The sequence below is a fragment of the Peribacillus sp. NPDC076916 genome (assembly GCF_050269675.1).
Lineage (GTDB): Bacteria > Bacillota > Bacilli > Bacillales > DSM-1321 > Peribacillus > Peribacillus aracenensis.
Map to the genome: position 1 here is coordinate 20,495 of NZ_JBNNIU010000020.1, position 25,806 is coordinate 46,300.

The window sequence follows — 25,806 nt, forward strand, 5'->3', positions numbered from 1 at the left end:
CATTACTTGTATAGTGGGTATCATACTCAAGTATCTTGCAAGCTCTGGTCTGCAATACTTCAGGGGACAAACGATAAATTGGTTAGGAAATTTAGCATACGCATTCTATTTCGGAGTATTTCTTTCACTTTTACTTTGGTTATTTGGAGATTCTGGTAAGAAAAAAGCCGATCATTAATTCAGTGATTGGCACAGGCTGTTGAGAAACCCTCGACAACCTTTAATGAACTAACGGGTGTGTTAGCTGAAGATCAGAGCTGTCTTTAAGGCAGCTCTTTCTTATGCAACTATCGGGGCAGGTTAGTTGAACAAGGATAATCCACAATTTGAATAGAATATGTAGAAAACAAATAGTTGTTTGGAGTATCAATCCAAATAATAACCTATGAAGGAAGGGTAAGTAAAATGAAGAAAATGGTTGGTTGGACACTTACTTTAGCTACGCTTTTGATAGGTGGAGTCATTTATTATTTCATAACGTTATCTCTATACGAACCATCAAAAGATGCATTTGACTTCCCAGTTCCTAAAAATGCTGAGCTAGTCCAGGAAAATGAACAAGGGAAAAGTTATGATTGGTCAAAAGCATCGGAAGAAAATGGCATACCATTTGGATATGAATTAGTCCTTAAAGCGAATGGATGGAAAAAGGGAGAAAGAGAAGGGGCTTCCGTTTTTTACACAAAAGGAAATCATAAAATAGATTTGATTTCTACAACGAAGCATTTAAACATCCTTAAAGTGAATTAATATAATGGAAATATCTTATTCAGCTAACGGGTGCGTTAGCTGAAGATCGGAACTGTCTTTAAGGCAGCTTTTTCTTATGGAACTATCGGGGCAGGTTTGTTGAAGAAGGATATTTTCTGTTTTAAGCGAATTAGAATTTCAAACATCCTTTACACGAATACAGGTATTGAAAATAACAGGAATATAGGAGGTATGAGATATGAAGATCAATAGAATAGATCATGTGAGTATAAACGTAAATGATCTTTCAGAGGCTAAAGCGTTTTTTCTTGATTTAGGACTTGAAGTACAAGCGGAATGGGAATTGAATGGAGAACAGTTGGACAGAATAGTTGGGCTTAATGATGTTAAAACGGCATGTGTAGGATTGGGGATGCCAGATGGTCAGGCATGGATAGAGCTAGTCAAATTTTATACGCCGTCAGATGAAAAAGATATTCAGCAACCTTTGGCAAATACGCTGGGTATCCGACATATTTGCTTTGCTGTTGAAGATATTGAAGCTATTATTGCAAAATTGAAAAAGAAAGGCACGGAAATCTTTAGTGAGATACAGCAATATGAAGAAAGTTATAAGTTATGCTACGTTCGTGGTCCAGAGGGAATTATTTTAGAGTTGGCGGAGAAAATCAGATAAATATTGAATGGGACTTTAAATGATTTAGACCTCCAACTTTAAAGATTTCTTCTTAAACTATCGGGTGCTTTACTTGAAGAAGTCAAATAAAAAAGTCGGTTCCTTAACGTACGGGGAATTCGACTTTTTTATGTTTGAATTTGCTTAGCGTACAAAATTTCCGAAATGTTGGCGATACCCCTTTATACAACTAACGGGGCAGTTTAGTTGAATAAAGGGAAAAAAGAATGTAATAGTTTTCATTTTACTTAAAGGCTGTAAGTTATTATAACTAAGCATTTATATTACATAAATAATGACATGACTGTAGGCTATTTTTCATACAATATTTTTGGGGTGCAAAAATGGCAAGAGCAAATTACCGAAGTTCAGACGTTGACTTAATGGCAAGGATGATGAGAGCAGAAGCCGAAGGTGAAGGACAACTAGGAATGTTATTTGTTGGAAATGTAATTGTGAATCGTCTTGTAGCTAATTGTTTAGACTTTAAAGGTTTAAGAACCATTCCACAAGTCATTTTTCATGTACAAGGAGGAAATTATTCTTTTGAAGCTGTTCAAAAAGGCAATGTATTTTATCAAAGAGCGAGAGGTGTCGAAAGAAGATTAGCAGAACAGAATTTGAAGCACTGGAGACAGCATCCGGCTAGATATGCCCTTTGGTATTTCAATCCCTATGCGCCATGTCCTCCAACATGGTATGATCAGCCTCATACTGGTCAATTTAAAGACCATTGTTTTTATGAACCAAAACCTGGAACATGTGATAGTGTTTATAGAGGTTAAGCTTACTCTTTGAGTAAGCTTTTTTACATATTTAAAATATTTATACATAATCAACATTAATATTTCACAAGCCTAAATAACTAGACAGTCAAAGGGGACCTTCATAATTGAGGTCCCTTTTTCATAATGTATTAAGGTAATAACGTTTTATATTGTTCCATTAAATCACCTGCATATAAGCTTGTTATCATTAAAAAAATGGCAAGCCCAATGTATAATGAGAACCAGATGACTTTTGTTTTGAGACTCGATGAGTAATAGGATTTCTCTTTATCCCTAATTTCAGTTTGTTCTTGAACTTCTTTAAAGAAAGTTGCTACTATTCGTTCATACGTGCCTATACTTTTAAAATCGGTAGGTCCGTACTGGTATTCATTCGAATTAGCAGCATCCATTAAGGACCTATAAATATTTAATTTTACCTCGGTCAGCTGTTTTTCTTTTAGCTTATTATCATCAAATAGCGGGATATGCCATCTCTTCATGTTGTTAAACTTTTCATGTAGTTGGCTTAATTCCATATTCCAAATATTAACCAGGCGAATTTTTTCTTCATCTGTTGCACCTTCATATTGTTCTAGTTGCTTTAAACCAAATTGATTCAATTCAATGATGTTGTCTCTTTGATTTCTAGTTGTCTCGCTACGGAATTCCTTCCACCACTTAGAAATACCCAATAATAAGAAAAGAATTAAAAATGGATTTGGATGGAGAAACAAATATACAACCATTCCGATAATCCCTAATACCCAAAGCTTTGTGGAGATGACTCCCACTATACGTCCTCCATCAAGTGGATGTACAGGCATTAGATTAAATAGGTTAATCATGGCTCCAAGTGTAATAACTAAAAGCCAAAATGGATTTTCTGTCATCATAAATAGAGGGATGGCTGGCAGAAATGCTAATGTACCTAATAAAGGACCTCCGAAGGCAAGATAAGCTTCTTGATTAGCATTCTTGGGTTCTTCCTTAAGGGCAATTAACGCTCCGACAAAAGGGATGAAAATGGCATTGGATGTTTTGATGCCTTTTCTCTTAGCAGCTAGTAAATGCCCCATTTCATGGATGTAAATTAGATAGACTAGGGCTACGGCAAATTTCCAACCGTAAACCAAGGCATACGCTCCTAATGAAACGAAAATGGAAATCAGAGAACCTACTTTTGCTATTTTCAATAGCGCAAACAACCATTTCATTTTTCCTAGGAAAAATAACCCGATTGCCCCCAAACTTAACCATCCTTTATTCGATTTAGATTCTTTCAAAATGTACCTCCTATAGTAAATGGGAAAACAGATGACCCCATTGACATTATGTCTATCTGAGCTCCTTCTTGATTTATCATCTTACTAATATCCTTATTATATCGTATTCAATAATCCTTTTCTTTTTCTTTGAGGGAAATTTTTCTAGTTTATTAACTTTCAAGTATTACTCTTTTTTATATTTGGTTATGTTAAAGATAAAGGTTGATTAAAAAATAGACAATATAAAAACTCCGATGGGTATTTATATTAAATTAATATGAGATTGTGAAAATTTCTACTTAAACTAACGTGGCAGGATAGTTCTATAAGGAATACTGTTAAGTGACATTAAAGTTGTATAAAAACGTCAGTCATGTTATTCCATTAAAAGGACAGATTGCCGAGGAAACAGTTGAAACATATATATGGAAAATTATTTGAAAGGATATACTAAGATGAGTGCGATGATATTTAACCCTTATTTGGGGACATTTTCGCTACCATCGGAGGTTCATTAACAAAGCGTAGTTAGAGGAGGTTAAAATGGAGAAGCAGGCTGTTTTATTTCATTCATTAGAGGGTGAAAAAATCTACTTCAAAGCACTAAGGATAGAGGATGTTCAAGAGATACATCATTATGCGTCAGATCAAGAGGTTTCACGATTTATTGGCTGGAATTTGATGAGTACTTTGGAGGAAACTCGTCAGTTCATTGAAATAATGTTAAAACGTGAGTCGGCAGGAACTCATTTATATTCCTCCATTGTTGAAAAATTAACTCAAGCAATTATAGGAACAGCCATAATTTTCAATTTTGACCAAGAAGCAAACCAAGCTGAAATTGGTTATGTGTTGCATAAACATCATTGGGATAAGGGGTATGGAACAGAGGTTGTTGCATTGATAAGTGATTTTGCATTTAAATCACTTAATCTTCATAAGCTCCGTGCTATGGTAGTGCATGCCAATATTGGCTCTGCACGGATACTTGAAAAGAACAGGTATGAGTTAGAAGGACGGTTAAAAGACCACTATTTTATAGAGGATAAGTATTATGATGCATTACTTTTCGGCAAAATTACTAACCTGGAAACTTAGCGTTCTTGTACAGAAAAAATAAGAGGTTTGTTGACGATAATTTCAATAAAATATAGTCCCTTCTTATTCAGTTAAAGGGTGCGATTCTTTAATAAGAATCGCTTTTCTTATAGAACTACCATGAAAATAAGTTTCTTTAAAAATGGAAAAATGACAATACTTAAGAAGACTCTGCTCAATCGTTTAAAAAAAGAGGAGAGCGTAAATAATTAGTCTATGGATTAGGGTTGACTGGATTAAGGTCAGTATCAGTATTGACACTTCCTAACTATTTTCATTCTTTGCGATTCATGGATGGCTAACGGGTGCGTTAGTTCCATAAGGAATGTTAGTTGCTGATGGAAGGGGAACGCTTTGGATATTAGATACAGCGGCACCAAATTTTTCTGAACCTATTAAAGGAGGGGCAAAATTAGTCGCTGTTGATATAGATACCAATACAATAAGAAAAGTATATTAGAAGATGTTGTCCTGCCTACCACTTATCTGAATGATGTCCGTTTTGATTTTCGTGTTGGAAAAGCAGGTTATGCCTATATAACGGATTCTTCTTCAAGAGGACCAGGAGCTATTATCGTCGTGATACTTCTAGCCTTATTCATGGATAGATTGCGGCTTCCCTGAAAGATCATAAACCCAGGTTTAACTCTCTTTCTTAAATGAGTTTTTATTCTTTACAAATAGCATGAATGACACTGGTCGTCTCCGCATTGACAGAGGCGGCTTTTCGATGTGGAAATGGATAAGAAAAGGCGGAATGAGCATAATAATCCTGGAAAGAACGGGAGTTTTTACAGAACTTATTAAGGATTTCAGGTGAGAAAATATATGTTTGGGAAAAAGAAAAGCAAACAAATCCGTCATGAAAATAAGGACGGCAACCAGCTTTTTCAAAAGAATATGGAAACTTGAATTTAGTGAATTGAATCCCCAAGGAAGATTTTATAAGATTACATTAAACAACAGGATGGAATGCTAAAGGCTTGTATTCATATGACCAGCTATATACCGCAATTTGTAACAGCTGGTATTCCATTTCTATTTATCATAATAAAAATTTAATAGGATTTGGCAGGATTATATCAGATGGGATTTATCAAACTTTAATTTGTGATGTGATGGTCGATGCCGAATACCAAAAAACTAGGCATTGGAAAAAAGTAATGACATCATTACAAAAAGTAGGAGGAAGAAGATATTAAGTGGGTTCAATTATTTAGAGCAAAAGGAAAACAAGATTTTTATAAGAAATTAGGTTTTGAAGCCCCAGAATCTGAAGCCCCTGGTATGTCCTTATTTTTATAATTTATTAAGGCACAGATTGGGTTGCTGCTTATGAGGTTTTATCAATGTGTATCAAGTCCTTTACTAATTTAAGCCTAACTAAAAAAGTTAAGAGAAAAAATTAAAAGCTTACATAACTGTAGCGGATAAGAGATTAAAAAGGGTATATTTTTTACACGATGCTGGGAGGGACATAAACTCCACTGCCACCAACTTTTAAAAGAAAGACAAACTACTCATTATTAAGGGGGATGAAAATGGAGCATATTGTAATTACTGCTGTATTAAAACCAAAAGAAGGCCTGCAGGGGCAACTATTATCAGAACTCAAAAAGGTACAAGCGGCATCAAGGGAAGAGGCGGGTTGTATAAAGTATGACTTGCACCAATCTGAAGATCAAACTTTTGTTTTATATGAAATGTGGAAGGATGAGGAAGCGCTGAAACACCATATTCAGTCGGCTCATTATCAGGAATACAGGAACAATATTGCAGACCTTGTATCAACTAGAGAAGTGTATAAGCTGAAAATAATGGAATAAGTTCACAAAGATGGAGTGGCGGAACCGTCTAAAAAACCTGTTATATGCAGGTTTTTTAGACGTCTTTTTTAAGATGGGAGCTTTTCGCCGTATCTCCTTCGAAACAAATCTTTTGATTTGGACGGACCAGATGGCTATTATATTAATATCGCTAATTACCGATTTGGCGTGATGCTTTCAGATCATCTATCCAGCTTCCATTGGGATAGTGATAATCGATATAGAAAGAGGCAAATGACATTGAAGCAGGAATTGGAACGCTTAAATGATGAACAAGCAGTTGAAATTTTTAAGGCATTGTCGAACCAGACGAGGGTGAGCATTCTTCAAATGTTAAAAGATCCCGACAGTCATTTTTCACCGCAAGCCCATATTATTGCTGATGAAGGATTTAAAGGCGGGGTTTGCGTAGGGGATATCCGAAGCATGGCCGGGATTTCGCAATCCACTACTTCACAGTATTTATCGATTCTGCTGAAAAGCGGACTGGTTGAAATGAAGCGAATCGGACAATGGACGTATTATCGCCGTAATGAGGAGACGATTAAAAAGTTCGAAAAATACATTGGTACAAAAATTTAAGGAGAATTGAAGTGAGTTTATTACAGCATCGAGCATTTAACAGGTTGTACCAAAAGGATAAAATGACGCTTGGTTTCACGATTCCGACGGCAAGGATGTCCAAATATCCGATTATGGAAAATCAGCTATCGCTTGCCCGCAAAATTGAAGACCATGGTTTCGCGGCATTGTGGCTTCGGGACGTTATGATTCAGAATTTGAATATTGATGATAATGGTCAAATGTATGATGTATGGATTTATTTGACCTATCTTGCGGCCCATACAAAGGATATTGCACTTGGGACGGCGAGTGTGGTCCTCCCGCTGCGCCATCCTGTCCGAGTGGCAAAGGAAGCATCATCTATTGACCGGCTGTTTCCCGAACGCCTGATCATGGGAGTGGCTTCAGGAGACCGGGATAAAGATTTCACAGCTTTGGGAATATCCAAGCTCGAAAGTGGAGGGCTGTTTAAAAAGAATTATGCATTCCTTGAAATGCTGTTAAAGGAGGACAATCCGACAATCAACAGCGATTTAGGCATCATCGATGGAACGGATATGAGAATGATCCCCAAACCTTTTTCTTCGATTCCAACCATGGTGACAGGATTCAGCAATCAATCGATTGAATGGATCGCCCAGAATGGGGACGGCTGGATCCAGTACCCGAGGATTATCCCACAACAAACTCAATTGATTAACGAGTATCGCGAGTTGTCGGAAATTCACGCCCCAGGAGTGTTTAAACCTTTCACTCAGACTTTATTTATCGATTTATCGGAAAATCCCAATTCGTTTCCTGTTCCGATTCCGTTAGGATTTCGTGTAGGGCGCAAACAGTTATTAGAAATTCTATATCAATTTCAATCCATTGGTGTCAATCACCTGGCATTTGTATTGTATTTTTCAAAGCGCCCTCCCGAGGAAGTCATCCAGGAGCTTGGAGAGTTTGTGTTGCCTTACTTTCCGACTCATGAAATTCCAGTATTAGATTAGTTTTTAAAAAAATTAGATAAGGGAAGAAGATGAACTTATGTCTAAACATGCTAATAAACTGAACGAAATTCCATTCTCGGTGCTTGATCTTTCACCGATAACAGCCGGAAGTACTCCTGCTGACTCTTTCCGCCATACATTGGAACTCGCACAGCTTGCTGAAAAACTTGGTTACAACCGTTTTTGGCTCGCTGAACATCATAATATGCCGTTTATCGCCAGTTCCGCCACTTCTGTGGTAATGTCCCATGTGGCAGCCGGTACATCAAAAATCAGGATTGGTTCAGGAGGAATCATGCTGCCGAATCACGCACCGCTCGTCATCGCTGAGCAGTTTGGCACTCTTGAATCATTATATCCTGGGCGAATTGACCTTGGTCTGGGGCGGGCACCTGGTACAGATCAGGGGACCGCTCGTGCATTGAGACGCGACTTGGGAAGTACCGGAGATGACTTTCCTGAGCAATTAGCGGAACTCCGCGGTTACTTTGATCCATCCCTGGCACAAGGGAACCCTATAAAAGCCATTCCAGGTGAAGGTTTGAATATTCCAATCTGGCTGCTGGGTTCAAGCGGCTTCAGTGCAAAGCTGGCCGGAGAACTGGGTTTGCCATTCGCGTTTGCCGCCCATTTCTCGCCACTTAACACTCTGGGTGCTCTACAGATCTATCGCAAGGCGTTTAAGCCTTCGAATGTTCTCGATAAGCCGTATGCGATGTTGGCATTGAATATCATTACAGCAGAAACGGATAAAGAGGCAAAGCGCCTTTTTACAACAATACAGCAGCAATTTTTGAATCTGATGAGTGGCAACCTTAAACCGCTTCAACCACCGGTAGATGACATATCTGAAGTGGCCAGCAGCTACCAATTAAAGGCTCTCGAGCAGCAATTAGGCTCATCAATCGTTGGCAGCCAGCAGACGGTAAAGGACAAGCTGCATATATTTTTGGAAGAGAGCCAGGCTGATGAAATCATGGCCATTGCCCAAGTTTACGACCACAAAGCTCGCCTGCATTCATACGAGCTTCTGGCAGAAATTACAAAAAGTGAAAGGTGAAAAGGAGGACATTAGCAAGGAATCCTTTTTGATTTTTCCTAAGGCATTGAATATGGATGAAACCGTGAGATCATGTTATGAGCTTGTTTACAGGATTCCTTAATTAAAAAGTTAAAAGTTGTTAGAATAGGAGACAATGATATGAACTGCAAAATTAACCGAAATGCTGCTAAAGTGATGAAACAAATGTTGGAAAGTGAAGAGGCTGAAGGGAAAATGGTTCGTGTCTACGTTACATTGGACCATGGGGACCATGCCCATTATGAAGTAAAGCTTGATACGCCCACGGACCATGATGAAATTGTGAAAACAGACAAAGGCATTGATGTTTTGCTTGATAAAAGGGAACCGTTTTTAGATGGGGTTTGGATCAGGTATTTCTATGTGCCTCAAGCACAAGCAGGATTTGACATCACGAATTCTTCTAAGGGGCATCACCATCATTAAACACGTGACAGAGCGATACTAAATGTTTTTATACCCTCATATATCTAGCTGTATACTAAACCCGGTAGATTACTTGTATTTATTGTGTTAAATAAGAATAATACCAACGATGCTTTTCCAATTTTAAGGGGGCTTATCATAATGAGCAAAAAAATCGCTTCACTAATAACAGACTTATTTGAAGATGTAGAATTCACAGAACCAGCACAAGCATTTAAAGATGCTGGTCATCAAGTGATCACAATCGACATACAGGCTGGAAAAGATATTACTGGTAAAAAAGGTGAAGCAGTAAAAATAGATAAAGGAATTGGGGAAGTTAATCCTCAAGACTTTGATGCTTTACTCATCCCTGGCGGCTTCTCTCCTGATTTATTACGTGAAGACGACCGTTTTGGTGAATTCGCAAAAGCATTTATACAAGAAGGTAAACCTGTTTTTGCCATTTGCCATGGCCCTCAAGTATTAATTGATACAGACCTATTAAAAGGCGTGGACATAACAGGTTTTAAATCAATAAGGAACGATCTCAAAAATGCAGGTGCTAACTACAAAGATGAAGAAGTTGTGGTAAGCAAAAATATTGTAACAAGCCGTTTTCCGAATGACATTCCTGCCTTTAATCGTGAATCCTTAAAATTATTAGCTGAATAATAGCGTAAGTACTCAATAGTATCGTTTTAGGAATTATTATTTCACAATGAATTTCGGGGTACTTCTGGTATTGGTTTAGCAACTGCCAAAGCGTTTCTCGATCAATCAGCTCAAGTGATCATTGCCAGCCGTTCTGTTTCCAAATTAAATGAAGCAAAACAAGTTCTTGGTGGCTATGTAGAAGGAAATGAAATCGATTTTCGAAGCGAAGAAAAAGTAGCAGAATTTTTCAGCAAGGTTGGAAAATTTGACCACCTTGTGGTAACAGCAGGAGAAGGAGCAATGGGGAACTTTAGTGGATTGCCTGTGGCAAGTGCTAAAGAGGCGTTTAATAGTAAGTTCTGGGGGGCAATATATTACAGTCCGTTCAGCACTTCCATATTTAAACAATGAGAGCTCAATCACCTTAACCTCTGGTGTATATGGCGTTCGTCCTCCTCAAGGCGCTACTACGTTAGCGGCAATCAATTCAGCCATTGAAGGATTGGTTCGAGGACTTTCCGTAGACTTAGCCCCTATTAGGGTAAACGTGGTTTCACCTGGAATTGTAGACACTCCAATCTATGCTGGAATGCCAGATGATCAGAGGCAAGCACTGTTCAACGGCATTGCACAACAGCTCCCTGTTGGACGGATTGCAAAGCCGGAAGACATAGCTGAAACCTATGTATACCTTGCTAAAAATGGTTTTACTACTGGTACGGCTGTTCTTATTGATGGTGGAGCCCACTTAGTATAATGGCCTTGTGGAACGGAAGCTTCTCACCCTACCAAGCAGCGGGTTCTAACTAAAATAGAAATAAGTTAAGAATTAAACTAACGGGTGCGTTAGCTGAAGATCGGAGCTGTCTTTAAGGCAGCTTTTTCTTATGGCACTAACGGGGCAGGTTAGTTCAACAAGGTTCGGCAAAAAAGAATAATGGTTTAAGAGCATATATAAATCGGGTAGTAACAATTGAATATAAATAATTGACTACTAACATAGAGCATCTATGGGGAGGCAGCACTATGGCTTACTTGTTGGGAAATCTAAAAGCATCTTTAGAGCAAACCAAGGAACGTTTAAATCTTCTCAACGAACGTGGTGTTGAAGCATTAAACATTCTTTATCCAGGACTAAATTATGGTGGAATGCTTTATTATCAGCTTTTAGAATCTTTACCCAAAGAAATCACAGCCGAATCCTTGAATTTAAGGGAATATATCCTGAAAAGTATGAAAATTTCAGATAAGTGCTGTTATGTAAACATATTTTAGGTAAATGACTGTTTGTTAAAATATATTTTTTATTCCGATATTCAATTGTCTTGAAGTATGTTTTGTAGTGTTACAATACAGTTAAAAAGGAGACCATAATGTGGAATATAATTTAAAATTATCCAATGGAGAACATATATTTTATCACTTTGAACAAATTGACTATTATATAGAGAATGCTGTCTCTTTTATAGTCTCCGGTATTAAACAAGGAGACCATATAATATTAATCGAAAATGAAAGCATTTCTGTAAGGATATTTAATAAAGTTAGATTAGTGCTTACCGCTGAAGAATTGTCTAACGTACACTATACAGACAACTTTGCTTTCTACTGTAAACACGGGGATTTTCATACGCCAACGATTGTAGCGGATTTTGCCGAAATTTTAAAACCGTTCCTTGATGAAAATTTAACGATTCGAACATGGGCTCATGTAGAGTGGGGGCATCAGCTAGAAATAGAACAAAAAATAAATCAATTTGAAGAAGTAGCAAATAAAAGCGTAAATGAAATGGGGATAGTATCAGTTTGCGCATATGATACAGCAACAATAACTGAATCTATAATGCAAAATTTAATGAAAAGCCATGAATTCCTCATGACAGACATTGAACTTCGTCCTTCCGCTTATTACATCAGAACAATTATAGCATAGTTGCTATGTTTAGTTTTGTTCTCACCTAATTCATTTTGATATTTTAAACTGACTGCATGAACGGCGGCTTTTTTCTTGTTGAACTAAAGGGGCAGGCTAGTTGCATAAAAAATACGTTGCAAAAAGGGATTATTACTGTTGAGGCGAATAGATATAAATTAGATGAAGATCAGAGCTGTCTTTTAAGGCAGCTTTTTCTTTACGGAACTAACTGGGCAGTTTTTTGAACATAGTTATAGTGAAATTAAGAAGAAAGTGGAGAGGCAAATGGATAATCACAAGTATGATGAGTTTATTGAAATTGCAAAAAAAACTAAACGATATTGAAATTATTCCATTGTTAATGGGTTCCGTTGGTTTAGAAGTCATTACAGGAAAGAGTTGGGATGCTCAAGACTTAGATATTCATGTACCTGGTAAAATAAGAGGGTGGGAAGTGCCGCCTGAATTATCTATACATAACTGGATTAATATTGTGAAAATCATGAATTCAATGGAATATAGTCTAATTGATTTGCATGAACATGAGTTCTATAAAGAGGGGTTATCAGTTGAGTTTGGTATTATTGACACTTTACCGAATTTCGCAGGAGTACAATTAGAGAATTTAGAAATACATCAAAAGAGGAACGTAAAGTATTATTTACTAAATCCTGAGCAATATTTATGTGTTTACGAGTCTTCTTCTAAGGATAGTTATCGAGCAGATAAAAACAATCATAAAGATATTAGAAAAATAGATTTCTTAAAAAGTATAATACATTATGACTAAAATTCTTACTAATTTTATTGTGCTAACAGCTGCGTTAGCTGAAGATCGGAGCTGTCTCTAAGCAGTTTTTTCTTATGGAACTAACGGGGCAGGTTAGTTGAAGAAGGAAATTTCGGGAAGATAGAGAATTATGCAATAAAATGAAACTAAAGGTGAATTATGACAACCAGTGATTTGCAATATCTACGCTCAGGATTAAGAGTCAAATGTGAAAAGGATGTAAATCCATCAGTAAGACGGACTTGCTTAAGCTTTGCGGTTTGGTTACGTACATATATGGAATTTCCGATAAGGGTTGTTGTATATCTAAAAACGGATTATCAACTTAAAACCAGAGATACAAAAGATCTGGCAAGTGCTACTTTTTTTGCACCTTATGATAAAGCTGTTGAACCTTACATAAGAATTGCCACAGGAGATTATGAAGAATTAGTTTCAGAAAGAGGGAAAAATGATGCTTTATGGGCAATTTTACGCAGCATGGCTCATGAGATAATCCATTATCAACAATGGCTAGAAGATAAGGAAATGGATGAGAAAGAAGCAGAAAAAGGAAGCGAAGAATTATTAGATAGTCATTATGAATTTTTGTAATTAGATATACCTGTTGAACTAACAGGTGCTTTACTTCAATAAGAGAGTTGCCTTGGCAGCTCTTTTTCTTATGGAACTAAAGGGGCAGGATAGTTGAAGATGAATATAAGTTTTAACGGCTGATAAAATTTCAGTCGTTTTTTTGTAAACAAATGTAAACAATTATTGTTTACAAAGATGGTAGTTTTATTTTAAGAGGTGTTTAAAGTGTCTGATTATAGAAAGAAAATGTTTCGAGGAGCAAAGATTGAAGATTGCATTTTAGATTTTATAGATATGGATAAAGAACTTAGTAGAACGCTTGCAACTGCTGATGAGCAGGAAAGACAATTATTGTTGGGGATGAGTAAAGCGTATCGTCTGATTGTTAATCGACTAGTAAGAGAATTTGATTATATCAAAGGTGGGGATATGGTGAATACAAAAGTAAAAGATTTAATTAGTTCGTTAAATAGAAGAGCTTCCGAAGCAAAAGAGCAAAGTAAAAATAACGTTTTGGACTTAGTAAATGGAATGTACTATGACGATATACCTGAAGAAGCTAAGAAAGAAATAGCTAAAGTTCCTCAAGAATTACAAAGAGGTTTATTTGAAGGAATGGCTATTGGTTATGAAAAAATTGTTATTGACTTGGAATTACTGTTGGAATCTACCGATAATGACAAGATAGCTCAAATAGAAAAAAATTTAGCAAAATATAAAAAAATTGCTGAAATGTTAAAAAATAAATTTAAAGAAGGTGAAATAGATTTTAGAAGTGGTTACATTCAAGGCGAAATGTCTGCTTATCAAATGATCAGAGAGGAAATCCAGGTTGTTTTTAGAACTGAACTAACCTAGAAAATGTAGTGCTTTTAACGAAACGTAGCCTAAAATAGGGGAGATTTAATGGATTTTTTAAATTGGTATGATTGGATTCAACCAACTAATCCTTATGCATCAATATTTTTCGGAATTATTTTCACAATTCTAACGGGGGTAATTGCGTGGTTTGATACGAAAAAAATCAGAACATTCGTCTTAATAATAGCTGGAGGATTAAGTTTTACCATCATTGGCGTTATAATCTTAAACTCCGTCGGTTATTATGGCTAAAATAGTCTTAAAAAGGAAAATATCATTTTGGACAAAGAACGGATTGTGAAATTTAAAGTAACGGGTGCGTTAGCTTAAGAATTTCAATACCCTAACAGGTGCCTTACTTTAATAAGGGAGTTGCTTTGGCAGCTCTTTTTCTTATGGAACTATCGGGGCAGGTTAGTGACACAAGTAACCGGGTCACATTAGCTAAATAAAAAACAAAAAGTGTTATTATGTTTTTTTTATTATAGAAATTCTCTAGTCTGTTAAAATGTTGTAGAGGAAGAGATACTAATAGTAATTGAAAAAATAATGTAGCATTCCCCATGGTTGTTTTTTAATACTGCTTTTTAAACAGAAAAGATTGAAGAAAGGCAGAACTCCAATGATAGTTATTCGTCCAAAGAGATTAGCTCCATTTGTAGAAAAAATAGTATGGCAAGGTAAAGGATCAAAAGAACCTTATATAGTTTATCCTGATATTTTTCATGTAATGGGATTTCAAAACTTAGGCCAAATTAATGTATTAAGTGGAAATCAAAGTCGGAAACTTGAAAGTGCTGGAATAACAGGTATTGATTCAGCTCCAAAAACTTTTCAGGCTACAGAGAATATTTCTTCTGTATTAGTTTTTTTTAAGCCAGAAGCTCTTTTTCAGTGGAAAAAGATTCTTCCTAAAGAAGTGGCAGGAACTAGTATTGGTTTAATGGATTTTTGGATGAAAGAATCAGACTGGGATAGAATCTTGAATATACAAGATGAAAGCCCATATAATTTTTTAGCACTAGTAGAGCAAATGTTATGGAATGAATTTAAAACTGTAGAGGCTGACCCTTGGATTTCATGTGTTATAAAAGAAATCATATCGACGCATGGCACAATTCGAATTAATGATTTAGCCCAAGATGTAATTCTTAGCAGAAGGCAATTTGGACGAAAATTCACTGAAAGAATAGGTATTTCCCCTAAGACATTTTCACAAATTGTACAATTTCAATATGCCATAAATTTGGCAAATGAAAAAAATAAATTTGTAGATATAGCCTTTGAAGCTGGATATACTGACCAATCACATTTTATAAAAGAATTTCGAAAGCATACTGCTTCAACACCGAGTGAATTCTTTTCATTTGATAAAGATAATGTCCCATTTTTACAAGAATAAGAAGTATCACCAAGGTTATAATTATGATGACGTTAAGGGAATATAATCATAATTGGAGGTACTATTCATGAATGACAAAATAACAGAAAGTGAGTTTCAAGAAATTATCCGAAGAAGAAGTAACGGTGTAATCGATTTTTCTCAATTCTTAGATGAATTGTCCCAAAGAGGGATAAATGAATACGAAATAGAAGTTGCAACAGGGCAAGCAACATATAAAGGAGTATATTCAGAGTTTAAAACAGATTCCCAAGTAAACTTGGTAATTTCAGATAACTTTAATCGAAATAAGGTACTTGAGGCAATCTCAAACATCTCTCTACCTTTCTTAGACTTCTTAAAAGAGATTGCCGATGCAGGAATTGTCACATATCGTGTGATTATTCCAGAAAAAAAAGCTATATACCTTGGTAATAGAGGAGAAGAAATTGAAGAACAGCTTAAAATATAAAGAAATTCCAAAACTAGGTGCTAAGTAATGGTCATAATAAACAGTTACGTTGAGGAACTTGTTAAACTATATACCCAACATATTGATATGGATTATGCTAACTGGTCTAAAAATTACTTGAGGAACCAGTTTGACTTTTTAGGTATTCGAACACCAATACGTCGAAAACTAACGAAACATTTTTTAAGTGAATTTGGTGTACCGAAAAAAGATTACCTAAAAGATGTCATTCTTACATTGTGGGAACGTGCAGAAAGAGAGTATCAAAAAGGAGCACTCGATATACTTGACAAAGTAAAAATGGATCTCACCCCCGACGATATGCAATGGTTAAGTTCCTTATTAGTTAATAAGTCATGGTGGGATACTGTGGATGTGCTTTCCCCTCATATAATGGGTTATATGTTTATAGCCTATCCAAAACTAATTTCTCAATATGCAGATCAATGGATTTTAGATGAGAATTTTTGGTTACAAAGATCAGCGTTACTATATCAACTTTATTACAAGAATCGGACGGATGAAAAACGCTTATTTCAATATATTCTTAATAGGGCTGATAGTGAAGAATTTTTTGTTCAAAAAGCAATAGGTTGGATCTTGAGAGAATATGCAAAAACAAACCCCTTAGTTGTAAAAGAGTTTGTTTCTTTAAACAATTTAAAGCCACTTAGTAGACGAGAAGCATTGAAAAATCTGTAAATTATGTTTAACGATATTAAGCTAACAAGTGAACTAAACTAAAGGGTGCAAGAGCTGAAGATTATTAACGAGTCTCCGGCTCTTTTCTTTTTGCACTAACGGGGCAGTTTAGTTGTATAAGGTGAACATGTCTTTTGTGTCGTTTAAAACAAAATGTGGAGGAACAAATGAACTGGAAAGGATAAAAAAGAAATTAATACTAAAGGTATTAGTTGTTCAATTAATAGGGAAGCTATCTGGTACTGACGGAAGTAAATTAATTACCGAAAAAAGACTCCAAAGTGCTATTGATGAGTTTGAAAAGAAATTTGGAAAAGGTGTTCTAAGGGAACACTTGGAAAATCACAAAATTAATCATGAGAAAAATGATAATGAATAAAGAAGGGTTGTGTATTATATTAAAACTGTAAGTAATTTAAAAATTATAGTCGCCTTAATTATTTCCATTGGACTTGGATTTGTCGTACCTATTATCTTAAACTGGGTTTTGAACACATTCGTATACTGATGAATTACTAAATGGCTTTAATTATCCCTATAAATAATACTTATGAAAAACATGGGCAATAGGCCCAGTACCAGCGTTGCTGAAACCAGGGCAAAGTAGACATAGCTTAGACACCTCTTGCCCCATTGGTTACTAGTTAGTCTCATTATTGTTTTGTATCTTACGATACAGAGTCATTCTAGAAATACCGGCTTTCTCTGCAGCATCCGTTCGACTCATTCCCTGTTCCATAAGATATAGAGCATATTGGATCTTTTCTTCATCTGCTTTCGGTCTTCCAGGAAGCTTTCCTCGTTTCCTTGCAGTCAAAATCCCTCTTTTGTCCTTTCAGAGGTTAAATCCCTTTCAAATTGTGCAATCCCAGCAAAAATGGTAAACAGCATTTTTCCATGGGCTGTTGTTGTATCGAGCCAGGATTCCTTTAAACTCTTTAAATGTGCTCCCTTTTTGAGCAAAGAAAATAATTAAGGTAATGTTAAATCAAGGGATTAATATGCCAAATAAAAGAGGAGGAAAAATCATTAATAAGAACTTAATATTGGTAAGTCTAGTGTTTATGTTTTTAACTGCTTGTTCTAATACTCCTAAAGACCCAGAAATATTTTCAACAAATAAGAAAGAAAAGGAAATTGAATCATAGATTTTAAGGAGCTAGACAAGCAGTAGGTTGACGTTGTTGTAGCTTATGGAATATCCACAGAAAACAACTCAGTTAATTTGGGGATTAGAACTTCAAAAGAAGATTTCGATAGTACAATACAAAATCCGGAAAAAATAGTGAATAAAACTCTTACTAAAAATGGTATAGAAGGTTTAGCAGTAAATATAAAAAAGAAGTAAATTAAATTTGTTGAAAACTGACCGATAAAAAACGATTTAGTGAATTTGTGAAGAAATCTACTTAAACTAACGGGTGCGTTAGTTGAAGAACGGAGCTGTCTATAAGGCAGCTTTTTCTTATGGAACTAAAGGGGCAGGATAGTTCCATAAATGACTTGGGTTTTTATGTTAAAATATAAAGTAAAACTTATTGTTGGGGGGAATTACTTGGAACTTATTATGGTTTTAGTCGTATTTTTAGTTTGTATATGTATTAGTTCGGTTCTGAATATACTTTTTAAACTGACGAAAAAAAGAGATTGGCTTATAACATTCTTAATAAGTTTAGGTTTATCAATAATAATAGCTCCTCTATTAAATGCTGGATAAGATCTGGTTAGTGTTATGAGATGATTGAGTGGGATTTTATTATTTATTATTACTTCTGATAGGTTGTTGGTATTCTTTTTATCGTTTTGGCAATTATTTTGTTAATGCCAAGAAGTTCTGATATTATTTCTGAACTGTAGAAATTAAATGAATAGAAATTATTAAGCTAACGGGTGCGTTAGCTTAATATCGGAGCTGTCTTTAAGACAGCTTTTTCTTATGGAACTAAAGGGGCAGGATAGTTGAATAAACGTAGTTTCTTAGTAAGACGATGATTTTTGTAGAAACGCGTAGGGAATTTTCGGAAAATTACATTAAAACCTCGTTGGAAAAATGTATAATTAGATATATTATTCTCAAGTTTATTAAGGAGGTATAATATTATCAATTTAATTAATGAGGTTGAATCAAATATTGATTTAGATATTGAGTGGATAAGTTTAATTCTTTTAGCTAAAGAATCTGGTATATCTATTGATAAAATTAACGAATTCTTAAATCAATCTTCGGGACCTCGATAAGGTCCTTTTTATTTTCACCTTATAAGCTGCTGCATAGATTGTGTCAACTCTACAATAAGACAGGTTGCTGAGGCTGCCTTTTTCTTATGGAACTAACGGGGCAGTTTAGTTGAAGAAGGGACATTACTTTTTAGAGGTATCCTCGCCTTAAAATCGAAATGTATAAATAGTAACTGAAAATTCGTCTTCAGAGGTGAAGGTAATGGAGGATTTTAAGAGGTTAATTCCACTTGAAGCAGCACAACAGTTTATCTATAAGTATTTTCCAAATTGCCAAGGAGCTCTATTAGCTGGGAGTGTCGTTCGAGGTGAAGCAACAGAAACATCGGACCTTGATATTGTTGTTTTTGATAAAAACCTTAGTTCACCTTACAGAGAGTCATTAATTGACTTTGGTTGGGCTATAGAGGTCTTTGTACATAACCTAACCTCGTATAGGCATTTTTTTGAAAGTGATTACGAAAGAGCAAGACCTTCTATGCCCAGAATGGTTTCAGAAGGCATTATTTTAAAAGATGACAGAATAATAGAATCCATAAAAAAAGAGGCGAAAGAAATATTAGACCAGGGTCCGAAGAAATGGTCAGATGAAACCATTAAAACAAAGCGATATTTTATAACTGATGCACTAGACGATTTAATAGGCAGTAAAAATAGAGCCGAAGAAATATTTATTGCTAACACATTAGCTGAACTGGTTAGCGAATTTTATTTAAGATCAAACCTTCAATGGATTGGGGCTTCTAAATGGATAGTACGTTCATTAAAACAATATGACCAGAAATTCGCTAATCATTTTGTTGAAGCCTTTGATGTTTTATATAAGACAGGCGATAAAAATAAAGTTGTGCAATTAGTTGATAAGGTCTTGAAACCATATGGTGGACGGTTGTTTGATGGCTTTTCGTTGGGCAAAAATTAGCTGAATAGTAAAATTAACTCTTTCAACTAAAAGGCTGGCCTTATTCTTATGGAACTAACGGGGCAGGATAGTTCAACAACGATAATGGTTGTTTGTGGTAAAATTTAAAAGGACTGGTTGCTTAATTTGGGGCAGTTTGGTTGAGAAGGGCTCAGATGTTTTTTTCTAATTGCTGTTTCTTGTTTATTTGGTATGAGAAGAGTTTGATCCATTAATTGAAACAGTGGAAGAAAACAATCCTGAAGAAACTAAACGAATAGAAAAAATGTTTGGCGGTACCCTAAGTGAAAGTTAATGGATAACATTGTGATATGTAGCAAATATATTGGGAATTATTGGTTAGTTATAATTCTTTACTAATCGTTCTAAAAAGGGTATTATTTAATCATGGTTTGAAATTCATTTGTTTATTTTAGAATGAACATTCTATAATAGATTATGACGTTTGTTTTTGTTAGTATTGGTTCATGGATTTTTTTAAAGGAGAAATAAAATGGCTAGAAGTAAAGAGTTTGACGAAAAAGCAGTATTAAGAAAAGCAATGGAGCTTTTCTGGGAACAGGGTTATGAGAAAACATCCATGCAAGATTTGGTGGATCATATGGGGATACACCGCAGGAGTATATATGATACATTTGGTGACAAGCGTTCATTGTTTTTAGCTTCCCTTAATCACTATGAAGAGCTCATCGTCAATGAGATGGAAAGCATAATTAGTAGCACTTCATCCATTAAACAGACGATACGTGATGTTTTTATTTTCGTACTGAATTCCATTGAACAATACCCAAAAGGTTGTCTATCAGTAAATGCAGCCATAGAATTATCTTTGTTGGACAAAGAAATTGGACGCATAGTTACAAAAATGTTTAACCGTACTGAAGATATGTTTAATAACCTTATAAAACGGGGCCAAACTAGTGGAGAGCTATCAAAAGAAATCGATTCTGATAACACATCTCGTTTCTTACACAACAATTTGGTAGGTATAAGAGTACTAATAAAAACTAATTACAATAAAAAAGAATTAGAAGGTATCATCACTCTAGCACTTTCAGTGTTGGACTAGCTTTCTTTTTTTACCCTTTTGAGAACGTTCATTCTAAAATTAATATGAAACAAACCATCATAATGCATACTTATAAAATCGTTTTTTAATTTCTAAGGAGGAACACAAAAATGGCAAACTTTAAAATACCAACAGAATCAGAATTTATTGAAGCAGATGGAACTCGTTACGCATATAGAAAATTTGGTACACAAGATGGTATACCAGTAGTATTTCTTGTTCACTTTAGAGGAACGATGGAAAACTGGGATCCAAACATACTTGAACCTATTGCAAATACACGCCCAGTAATCTTATTTGACAATAAAGGGGTTGGTGAGACCGATGGACTAACGCCTACTACAATTGCTGATATGGCAAAAGATACAGCAACATTTATAAAAGCTCTTGGATTAGAACAAGTTGACATTCTTGGTTTTTCCATTGGTGGCATGGTTGCACAAGAGCTAGCTTTACAAGAAGGAGATTTAGTAAGAAAAATTATTATGGCAGGTACTTCGCCTGAATCTGGTATTAATCCAAATCCAGAGATTTTTGAAAGAATGAATCGTCACGGCGGAACGGAAGAAGATGGAATAAATGATTTTATGTTCTTTTTCTACGAACAAACCGAAACAAGTAAATCTGCAGGAATGGCTTCACTACAAAGAATTTTTAATCAGAAAAAAGTAAACAGTTCAGAACAAGTAAAAGAGGCACAATTACAAGCCATTGCAAAATGGGCTGAACAAAAATCTAATCATGATTATGAATGGTTACAAAACATCAAACACCCTGTACTTGTTACTAATGGTGTTAATGATGTGATGGTACCGACTAAAAACAGTTATATCTTAACAGAGAAATTACCCAGAGCACAGCTGATTATATATCCTGATTCTGGTCACGGGCATCTGTTTCAATTTCCAGAACTATTTGCAGAACACGTAAATTTATTTCTTGATTCTAATTCTTATTAAAAAGGAGTATTCATATGAGCAGATTATTTGAAAAAGTTCGTATCGGAAACATTGACTCAAAAAATCGTATAGGTATGGCTCCAATGACTAGAAGTAGAGCTTTACCAGATGGTACGCCGAGCGATTTAGTAGCAGAGTACTATGGTCAGCGTGCTTCAGTCGGTTTAATTATAAGCGAAGGAACCCAACCTTCAGATGATGGTCAAGGTTACACTAATACACCTGGTATTTATACAGAAAATCATATTAAAGGGTGGAAAAAAGTAACTTCTAAAGTTCATAGTGAAGGCGGTCATATTTTTGTTCAGCTTATGCATGTGGGACGTGTATCACACCCTGATAACACACCTCACCACCGCCAAGCAGTTGCACCGTCAGCTATTGCACCTGGTGTAGAAATTTTCACGGCAGAAGGAATGAAAGAAATTCCAACTCCAAGAGAATTGAGTGAGCTTGAGATAAAAGATGTTATCAATGAGTTTCGTTTAGCAGCACGTTCAGCAATTGAAGCTGGTGCAGACGGAGTTGAAATTCACGGAGCGAATGGTTATCTGATCCAACAATTCCTTAGTGAAAACTCCAATCATCGTCAAGGTGCATACGGTGGTACGGTTGAGGGTCGTTCTCGATTCGCTATTGAAGTAGCTAAAGCAGTTGTTGATGAAATAGGAGCAGAAAGAACAGGCATCCGTTTTTCTCCTCAAGGAACAATGCAAGGCATTGATGAGGGGGAAAATAGCCTTGAGATGTATCGCTATTTAATAAGTGAATTAAATAAGCTTAACCTTGCATATCTGCATTTAATGCACTTTGGAAACGAGCAATTCCTAAAAGATGTGCGTCAACTTTGGGATCAATCACTTCTTGTTAACCGTCCAGGTCGTCCTCTAGATCAACTTTCGTCTGATGTAGATAATAATCTTGCAGATGTTGTCACAGTAGGCACTTGGGTACTAGCTAATCCAGACTTTGTAGAACGGATTCAATCAGGTGCTCCCCTAAACGAACCTGATAAAAACACGCTCTATGCAGGAGGAAAAGAAGGTTATACAGATTATCCTTTCTTAAAATAATTTATTTAATATGAATATCCCATCTAGGGATATTCATAATCTTTTTTCTTAGGTTTGTTATGAAAAGATACATGTGCGTTAAATAAAAATGTGGAGGATTGTAATGAAAGCTTTAGCAATTGAAAACTACGGTAAAAAACCAAATTTTTTAGACTTCCCTATGCCCAAAATAAATAATGACGAGGTCTTAGTTGAGATATATGCGGCAAGTATAAATCCTCTTGATACAAAAATTCGAAAAGGTGAATTAAAAATATTATTGAAATACAAGATGCCGTTAATTTTAGGAAACGATTTTTCTGGAAAAATTGTTGAAGTAGGTACTAGTGTCACGAAGTTTAAAGTCGGTGATGAGGTATATGGTCGACCTAGAGCAAATAAAATGGGAACTTTTACTGAATATCTCTCTGTTAACCAAGAAGATATTGCATTAAAACCTAAAAATTTAAGTTTTGAAGAAGCTGCCTCCATCCCTCTAGTCGGATTGACATCCTACCAAGCTTTACATGATATTCTGCGAATTGAAAAAGGACATAAAATATTAATACATGCAGGATCAGGGGGAGTAGGAACATTTGCTATCCAACTTGCAAAACATATGGGGGCTTTTGTCTCAACTACAGCTAGTGATGGTAGTGATTTAGTAAAATCTCTTGGCGCTGACGAAGTTATTAATTACAAGACAGAAAAGTTCGAACATTCGATTCGAGACTACGACGCAGTTCTTGATACCATTGGGGGGGCGACGTTAGAGAGATCATTTGTAACATTAAAAAAAGGAGGAAAGATTGTTTCTATATCTGGAATCCCGAATGGTCGCTTTGCTGAAGAAAACGGATTTAGCTCATTTAAAAAAACCTTATTTTCAATTGCAAGTTATAAACTTACGAAGCTAGAAAAAAAACATAATGTCCAATACACGTTTCTTTTTATGAAGCATAGTGGAGAGCAGTTGAAAATTTTAACAGAAATGTTAGAGTCAGAAGTGATTAAGCCTACACTTGATAAAGTTTTTATTTTCGAAGATGCCCAAAAAGCATTGGAGTATGCAGAGGCGGGAAGAGCAAAAGGAAAAATAATACTTAAATTAAAATAATTAGTCTTATCTAACAAACCTTTCCTTAGGTAGAAAGTGTTTGTTTTTTTAACTTATCGAGGTTGCTTATAGAACTAACGGGTGCTTTACTTCAATAATCCAGGTTGCTGCGGCAAACTTATTCTTACGGAACTGCATTAATGGGTTATTTAGAGCAATCATTTGTGGTGAGGATCGGAGAGAAATATGAAACAACTAGCTTGGCTTTTGTTGCTTTTTCACTTATTAATTTTGATATTTTGGGTTGCGAATTCAGTATATTTATTCTCTCTATGGGGTGTATTTATATGGATTACGTCCATTGTTCTTGGGTTTGTTGCTTATAAGAAAATGAAAGAAACAGACATTGTAAAGAAATTGATAATGACATCAAGTTACTTTATGGCTTTTTTAGTTGTAGTTACAATTGCTATCTTCTTTACAACTAATTCAATGCCTTAGTTTTACTTTCCAGAACGAGGGTGATTCTGCGATATCTATGCAGCAGACATATTTTTGAATAATCTTTTGTTATAGGGCGCATTTCTGTAGAACTAACGGGTGCGTTAGCTGAAGAGCAGAGCTGTCTTTAAGGAGGCAGCTTTTTTTATGGAAGTAACGGGGCAGGATAGTTCACTAAATATGGATAATTTTTCAATTTACATATATTGTAGAAGGAAGAAATGGAGGGATGAAATTTGAAGATTTTCAAGATGTTTTCTATGTGCATTTTAATGATAATATTCTTAAATGCTTGTAGTTTAGAAACTACAAAAACAAAAAGTAAAATTTTAGAAATACCTAATGAAGATGAATATACAACTTTATTAGTGCAAGGTGTTGATGAGGACGGGGTAACTTCCCAGTCAACTTCAAAGGTCATTACAGATATTAATGAAATACAGGCTTTTATAGAAAAGTGAACAAAATGGAAGTTGTGCAACCTCCTAATAAGGAGTTATTGGAGAAGAGTAAAGAATTAAATAAAAAAGGGAATTACTTTTTTGTTTTATCCGATAAGGAAACCATGGATAACAAAGTATACACTATAAATTTTTTTAGTGATGGAAGGATTATGTTTCAAGAAACGAACGGAAAGAAGCAAGAAACAAATGGAGAAGAACAGAAAATGATGTATTTATCAAAAGAAAAACATACTGATGTTCTTCTTGAAATGAAAGAATTATTAAACATTAAGTTTTAATTAATCCTTAATGAACTAAAGGGTGCGTTAGTTGAAGATCGGAGCTGTCTTTAAGGCAGCTCTTTCTTTATGCAACTAACGGGGCAGTTTAGTTGAAGAAGCTTAATATTTCCAATATATAAAAACATAAATATTTAGTAAAATAGATTTAAATTATTAATAAAAAAATGGAGTAAAATTTTATGGGCAAAAGAGTCTTGATTTCTGTATTTATTGCTGCAATTCTTTCCGTTGTTATTCGTTCCATACTTCGTGCTAATGGCATTCACAATTTTCTTAGTGAAAATTCAATGGGTCAAGCATTAATATATTTGGTCATTTATTCATTGGTTTTCTTTGTTTTTAAAAAGAAGTCTGAAAGATAAGACTTTTATTGGTAAAATCTTGTTCAACTAACGGGTTAGCTGAAGATTGGATCTGTCTTAATGGATTTGAGTCAATATTTTGGACACTAAAATGTTAAATCTTAAGCTGTATTCCTAATTCGATCTTCAATGGCTTGTGGGGTTTGATAGCCCAAG

Annotated in this window: 32 protein-coding genes and 2 pseudogenes; 32 read left to right on the plus strand and 2 right to left on the minus strand. The window is 35.3% G+C overall.

Annotated features, from left to right (window positions below; all coding sequences use genetic code 11):
• The first annotated feature begins 405 nt into the window (after window positions 1–405).
• The 3 genes from ACQKFG_RS26615 to ACQKFG_RS26625 all read left to right on the plus strand — a co-directional run bounded on the left by ACQKFG_RS26615 (window position 406) and on the right by ACQKFG_RS26625 (window position 2,172).
• Entirely contained in the window at window positions 406–750 is a 345-nt protein-coding gene (locus ACQKFG_RS26615; protein WP_106027904.1) for a hypothetical protein, read from the plus strand.
• 199 nt (window positions 751–949) lie between these two features.
• Window positions 950–1,387 (plus strand): VOC family protein, encoded by a 438-nt coding sequence (locus tag ACQKFG_RS26620; RefSeq protein WP_349730160.1) that lies wholly within the window; start codon window positions 950–952, stop codon window positions 1,385–1,387.
• Window positions 1,388–1,731: 344 nt separating this feature from the next.
• The gene (locus ACQKFG_RS26625) at window positions 1,732–2,172 is read left to right on the plus strand and encodes a cell wall hydrolase (protein WP_192206669.1); all 441 of its coding nucleotides are present in this window, start codon (window positions 1,732–1,734) and stop codon (window positions 2,170–2,172) included.
• Between the two features lie 131 nt (window positions 2,173–2,303).
• Here ACQKFG_RS26625 and ACQKFG_RS26630 read toward each other — a convergent pair whose 3' ends face one another.
• The gene (locus ACQKFG_RS26630; protein WP_192206668.1) at window positions 2,304–3,440 is read right to left on the minus strand and encodes a site-2 protease family protein; all 1,137 of its coding nucleotides are present in this window, start codon (window positions 3,438–3,440) and stop codon (window positions 2,304–2,306) included.
• Window positions 3,441–3,965: 525 nt separating this feature from the next.
• Between ACQKFG_RS26630 and ACQKFG_RS26635 the strand changes: the two genes are divergently transcribed.
• The 20 genes and pseudogenes from ACQKFG_RS26635 to ACQKFG_RS26730 all read left to right on the plus strand — a co-directional run bounded on the left by ACQKFG_RS26635 (window position 3,966) and on the right by ACQKFG_RS26730 (window position 17,124).
• Entirely contained in the window at window positions 3,966–4,520 is a 555-nt protein-coding gene (locus ACQKFG_RS26635) for a GNAT family N-acetyltransferase (protein ID WP_342614648.1), read from the plus strand.
• A gap of 328 nt (window positions 4,521–4,848) precedes the next feature.
• Window positions 4,849–5,108 (plus strand): annotated as a pseudogene (locus ACQKFG_RS26640) (L-dopachrome tautomerase-related protein); the annotation flags it as partial.
• A gap of 953 nt (window positions 5,109–6,061) precedes the next feature.
• Entirely contained in the window at window positions 6,062–6,346 is a 285-nt protein-coding gene (locus ACQKFG_RS26645; RefSeq protein ID WP_387551073.1) for a putative quinol monooxygenase, read from the plus strand.
• Between the two features lie 234 nt (window positions 6,347–6,580).
• Window positions 6,581–6,928: an ArsR/SmtB family transcription factor gene (locus ACQKFG_RS26650; protein WP_427564027.1), complete on the plus strand. Its 348-nt coding sequence runs from the start codon at window positions 6,581–6,583 to the stop codon at window positions 6,926–6,928.
• An 11-nt stretch (window positions 6,929–6,939) separates the two neighbouring features.
• Complete coding sequence (locus ACQKFG_RS26655; protein WP_427564029.1) at window positions 6,940–7,905, plus strand: TIGR03571 family LLM class oxidoreductase; 966 nt, start codon at window positions 6,940–6,942, stop codon at window positions 7,903–7,905.
• Window positions 7,906–7,942: 37 nt separating this feature from the next.
• Window positions 7,943–8,965 carry an LLM class flavin-dependent oxidoreductase gene (locus ACQKFG_RS26660; RefSeq protein WP_413018332.1) on the plus strand — a complete coding sequence of 341 codons (1,023 nt, stop codon included), beginning with the start codon at window positions 7,943–7,945 and terminating at the stop codon, window positions 8,963–8,965.
• 141 nt (window positions 8,966–9,106) lie between these two features.
• The gene (locus tag ACQKFG_RS26665) at window positions 9,107–9,412 is read left to right on the plus strand and encodes an iron-sulfur cluster assembly accessory protein (protein WP_427564031.1); all 306 of its coding nucleotides are present in this window, start codon (window positions 9,107–9,109) and stop codon (window positions 9,410–9,412) included.
• A gap of 141 nt (window positions 9,413–9,553) precedes the next feature.
• Window positions 9,554–10,066 carry a type 1 glutamine amidotransferase domain-containing protein gene (locus ACQKFG_RS26670; protein WP_427564033.1) on the plus strand — a complete coding sequence of 171 codons (513 nt, stop codon included), beginning with the start codon at window positions 9,554–9,556 and terminating at the stop codon, window positions 10,064–10,066.
• Window positions 10,067–10,180: 114 nt separating this feature from the next.
• Window positions 10,181–10,459 (plus strand): hypothetical protein, encoded by a 279-nt coding sequence (locus ACQKFG_RS26675; RefSeq protein ID WP_427564035.1) that lies wholly within the window; start codon window positions 10,181–10,183, stop codon window positions 10,457–10,459.
• Window positions 10,362–10,805 carry an SDR family oxidoreductase gene (locus ACQKFG_RS26680; RefSeq protein ID WP_427564037.1) on the plus strand — a complete coding sequence of 148 codons (444 nt, stop codon included), beginning with the start codon at window positions 10,362–10,364 and terminating at the stop codon, window positions 10,803–10,805. Before ACQKFG_RS26675 ends, ACQKFG_RS26680 begins: the two co-directional genes overlap by 98 nt.
• A 269-nt stretch (window positions 10,806–11,074) precedes the next feature.
• Window positions 11,075–11,323 (plus strand): hypothetical protein, encoded by a 249-nt coding sequence (locus tag ACQKFG_RS26685; protein WP_063596876.1) that lies wholly within the window; start codon window positions 11,075–11,077, stop codon window positions 11,321–11,323.
• A 100-nt stretch (window positions 11,324–11,423) separates the two neighbouring features.
• Window positions 11,424–11,981, plus strand: coding sequence for an MEDS domain-containing protein (locus ACQKFG_RS26690; protein WP_336867059.1), 558 nt, complete (start codon window positions 11,424–11,426; stop codon window positions 11,979–11,981).
• 301 nt (window positions 11,982–12,282) lie between these two features.
• Complete coding sequence (locus ACQKFG_RS26695) at window positions 12,283–12,753, plus strand: phosphoribosylanthranilate isomerase (RefSeq protein WP_427564039.1); 471 nt, start codon at window positions 12,283–12,285, stop codon at window positions 12,751–12,753.
• Between the two features lie 159 nt (window positions 12,754–12,912).
• Window positions 12,913–13,347 carry a hypothetical protein gene (locus tag ACQKFG_RS26700; protein ID WP_427564041.1) on the plus strand — a complete coding sequence of 145 codons (435 nt, stop codon included), beginning with the start codon at window positions 12,913–12,915 and terminating at the stop codon, window positions 13,345–13,347.
• Window positions 13,348–13,554: 207 nt separating this feature from the next.
• Complete coding sequence (locus tag ACQKFG_RS26705; protein ID WP_427564043.1) at window positions 13,555–14,187, plus strand: hypothetical protein; 633 nt, start codon at window positions 13,555–13,557, stop codon at window positions 14,185–14,187.
• A 48-nt stretch (window positions 14,188–14,235) separates the two neighbouring features.
• On the plus strand, window positions 14,236–14,442 hold the full coding sequence (locus ACQKFG_RS26710; protein WP_336867050.1) for a hypothetical protein: 207 nt from the start codon (window positions 14,236–14,238) through the stop codon (window positions 14,440–14,442).
• 370 nt (window positions 14,443–14,812) lie between these two features.
• Window positions 14,813–15,592: a helix-turn-helix domain-containing protein gene (locus tag ACQKFG_RS26715; RefSeq protein WP_419880513.1), complete on the plus strand. Its 780-nt coding sequence runs from the start codon at window positions 14,813–14,815 to the stop codon at window positions 15,590–15,592.
• Window positions 15,593–15,659: 67 nt separating this feature from the next.
• Window positions 15,660–16,043 carry a DUF1398 family protein gene (locus ACQKFG_RS26720; RefSeq protein WP_328102897.1) on the plus strand — a complete coding sequence of 128 codons (384 nt, stop codon included), beginning with the start codon at window positions 15,660–15,662 and terminating at the stop codon, window positions 16,041–16,043.
• A 27-nt stretch (window positions 16,044–16,070) separates the two neighbouring features.
• On the plus strand, window positions 16,071–16,745 hold the full coding sequence (locus ACQKFG_RS26725) for a DNA alkylation repair protein (protein WP_427564046.1): 675 nt from the start codon (window positions 16,071–16,073) through the stop codon (window positions 16,743–16,745).
• Window positions 16,746–16,881: 136 nt separating this feature from the next.
• Window positions 16,882–17,124: a hypothetical protein gene (locus tag ACQKFG_RS26730; RefSeq protein ID WP_427564048.1), complete on the plus strand. Its 243-nt coding sequence runs from the start codon at window positions 16,882–16,884 to the stop codon at window positions 17,122–17,124.
• A gap of 261 nt (window positions 17,125–17,385) precedes the next feature.
• On the opposite strand, the pseudogene ACQKFG_RS26735 reads toward ACQKFG_RS26730, so the two are convergent.
• Window positions 17,386–17,702: pseudogene (locus tag ACQKFG_RS26735) on the minus strand (recombinase family protein); the annotation flags it as partial.
• A 1,185-nt stretch (window positions 17,703–18,887) separates the two neighbouring features.
• On the opposite strand from ACQKFG_RS26735, the gene ACQKFG_RS26740 reads away from it, so the two are divergent.
• From ACQKFG_RS26740 to ACQKFG_RS26780, 9 genes are all read left to right on the plus strand, one after another.
• Window positions 18,888–18,983: an anti-repressor SinI family protein gene (locus ACQKFG_RS26740; protein WP_427564065.1), complete on the plus strand. Its 96-nt coding sequence runs from the start codon at window positions 18,888–18,890 to the stop codon at window positions 18,981–18,983.
• A gap of 202 nt (window positions 18,984–19,185) precedes the next feature.
• On the plus strand, window positions 19,186–19,905 hold the full coding sequence (locus tag ACQKFG_RS26745; protein WP_427564050.1) for a nucleotidyltransferase domain-containing protein: 720 nt from the start codon (window positions 19,186–19,188) through the stop codon (window positions 19,903–19,905).
• Between the two features lie 493 nt (window positions 19,906–20,398).
• Window positions 20,399–20,974, plus strand: coding sequence for a TetR/AcrR family transcriptional regulator (locus ACQKFG_RS26750; RefSeq protein ID WP_048678351.1), 576 nt, complete (start codon window positions 20,399–20,401; stop codon window positions 20,972–20,974).
• A gap of 110 nt (window positions 20,975–21,084) precedes the next feature.
• On the plus strand, window positions 21,085–21,933 hold the full coding sequence (locus ACQKFG_RS26755) for an alpha/beta fold hydrolase (RefSeq protein WP_427564053.1): 849 nt from the start codon (window positions 21,085–21,087) through the stop codon (window positions 21,931–21,933).
• Window positions 21,934–21,947: 14 nt separating this feature from the next.
• Complete coding sequence (locus tag ACQKFG_RS26760) at window positions 21,948–23,006, plus strand: alkene reductase (RefSeq protein ID WP_427564055.1); 1,059 nt, start codon at window positions 21,948–21,950, stop codon at window positions 23,004–23,006.
• Window positions 23,007–23,109: 103 nt separating this feature from the next.
• The gene (locus tag ACQKFG_RS26765) at window positions 23,110–24,102 is read left to right on the plus strand and encodes an NADP-dependent oxidoreductase (protein WP_427564057.1); all 993 of its coding nucleotides are present in this window, start codon (window positions 23,110–23,112) and stop codon (window positions 24,100–24,102) included.
• A gap of 677 nt (window positions 24,103–24,779) precedes the next feature.
• Window positions 24,780–25,004 carry a hypothetical protein gene (locus tag ACQKFG_RS26770; protein ID WP_427564059.1) on the plus strand — a complete coding sequence of 75 codons (225 nt, stop codon included), beginning with the start codon at window positions 24,780–24,782 and terminating at the stop codon, window positions 25,002–25,004.
• Between the two features lie 5 nt (window positions 25,005–25,009).
• Complete coding sequence (locus ACQKFG_RS26775) at window positions 25,010–25,285, plus strand: hypothetical protein (protein ID WP_427564061.1); 276 nt, start codon at window positions 25,010–25,012, stop codon at window positions 25,283–25,285.
• A 182-nt stretch (window positions 25,286–25,467) separates the two neighbouring features.
• Window positions 25,468–25,650 (plus strand): hypothetical protein, encoded by a 183-nt coding sequence (locus tag ACQKFG_RS26780; RefSeq protein ID WP_427564063.1) that lies wholly within the window; start codon window positions 25,468–25,470, stop codon window positions 25,648–25,650.
• The last annotated feature ends 156 nt before the right edge of the window (window positions 25,651–25,806 follow it).

Excerpts from the sequence above, each read along its gene's own strand:
- ACQKFG_RS26615 (WP_106027904.1), top strand. The coding sequence starts at position 406 with ATGAAGAAAATGGTTGGTTGGACACTTACTTTAGCTACGCTTTTGATA.
- ACQKFG_RS26620 (WP_349730160.1), top strand. The coding sequence starts at position 950 with ATGAAGATCAATAGAATAGATCATGTGAGTATAAACGTAAATGATCTT.
- ACQKFG_RS26625 (WP_192206669.1), top strand. The coding sequence starts at position 1,732 with ATGGCAAGAGCAAATTACCGAAGTTCAGACGTTGACTTAATGGCAAGG.
- ACQKFG_RS26635 (WP_342614648.1), top strand. The coding sequence starts at position 3,966 with ATGGAGAAGCAGGCTGTTTTATTTCATTCATTAGAGGGTGAAAAAATC.
- ACQKFG_RS26645 (WP_387551073.1), top strand. The coding sequence starts at position 6,062 with ATGGAGCATATTGTAATTACTGCTGTATTAAAACCAAAAGAAGGCCTG.
- ACQKFG_RS26650 (WP_427564027.1), top strand. The coding sequence starts at position 6,581 with ATGACATTGAAGCAGGAATTGGAACGCTTAAATGATGAACAAGCAGTT.
- ACQKFG_RS26660 (WP_413018332.1), top strand. The coding sequence starts at position 7,943 with ATGTCTAAACATGCTAATAAACTGAACGAAATTCCATTCTCGGTGCTT.
- ACQKFG_RS26665 (WP_427564031.1), top strand. The coding sequence starts at position 9,107 with ATGAACTGCAAAATTAACCGAAATGCTGCTAAAGTGATGAAACAAATG.
- ACQKFG_RS26670 (WP_427564033.1), top strand. The coding sequence starts at position 9,554 with ATGAGCAAAAAAATCGCTTCACTAATAACAGACTTATTTGAAGATGTA.
- ACQKFG_RS26685 (WP_063596876.1), top strand. The coding sequence starts at position 11,075 with ATGGCTTACTTGTTGGGAAATCTAAAAGCATCTTTAGAGCAAACCAAG.
- ACQKFG_RS26700 (WP_427564041.1), top strand. The coding sequence starts at position 12,913 with ATGACAACCAGTGATTTGCAATATCTACGCTCAGGATTAAGAGTCAAA.
- ACQKFG_RS26710 (WP_336867050.1), top strand. The coding sequence starts at position 14,236 with ATGGATTTTTTAAATTGGTATGATTGGATTCAACCAACTAATCCTTAT.
- ACQKFG_RS26715 (WP_419880513.1), top strand. The coding sequence starts at position 14,813 with ATGATAGTTATTCGTCCAAAGAGATTAGCTCCATTTGTAGAAAAAATA.
- ACQKFG_RS26720 (WP_328102897.1), top strand. The coding sequence starts at position 15,660 with ATGAATGACAAAATAACAGAAAGTGAGTTTCAAGAAATTATCCGAAGA.
- ACQKFG_RS26725 (WP_427564046.1), top strand. The coding sequence starts at position 16,071 with ATGGTCATAATAAACAGTTACGTTGAGGAACTTGTTAAACTATATACC.
- ACQKFG_RS26745 (WP_427564050.1), top strand. The coding sequence starts at position 19,186 with ATGGAGGATTTTAAGAGGTTAATTCCACTTGAAGCAGCACAACAGTTT.
- ACQKFG_RS26750 (WP_048678351.1), top strand. The coding sequence starts at position 20,399 with ATGGCTAGAAGTAAAGAGTTTGACGAAAAAGCAGTATTAAGAAAAGCA.
- ACQKFG_RS26755 (WP_427564053.1), top strand. The coding sequence starts at position 21,085 with ATGGCAAACTTTAAAATACCAACAGAATCAGAATTTATTGAAGCAGAT.
- ACQKFG_RS26760 (WP_427564055.1), top strand. The coding sequence starts at position 21,948 with ATGAGCAGATTATTTGAAAAAGTTCGTATCGGAAACATTGACTCAAAA.
- ACQKFG_RS26765 (WP_427564057.1), top strand. The coding sequence starts at position 23,110 with ATGAAAGCTTTAGCAATTGAAAACTACGGTAAAAAACCAAATTTTTTA.
- ACQKFG_RS26775 (WP_427564061.1), top strand. The coding sequence starts at position 25,010 with ATGGAAGTTGTGCAACCTCCTAATAAGGAGTTATTGGAGAAGAGTAAA.
- ACQKFG_RS26780 (WP_427564063.1), top strand. The coding sequence starts at position 25,468 with ATGGGCAAAAGAGTCTTGATTTCTGTATTTATTGCTGCAATTCTTTCC.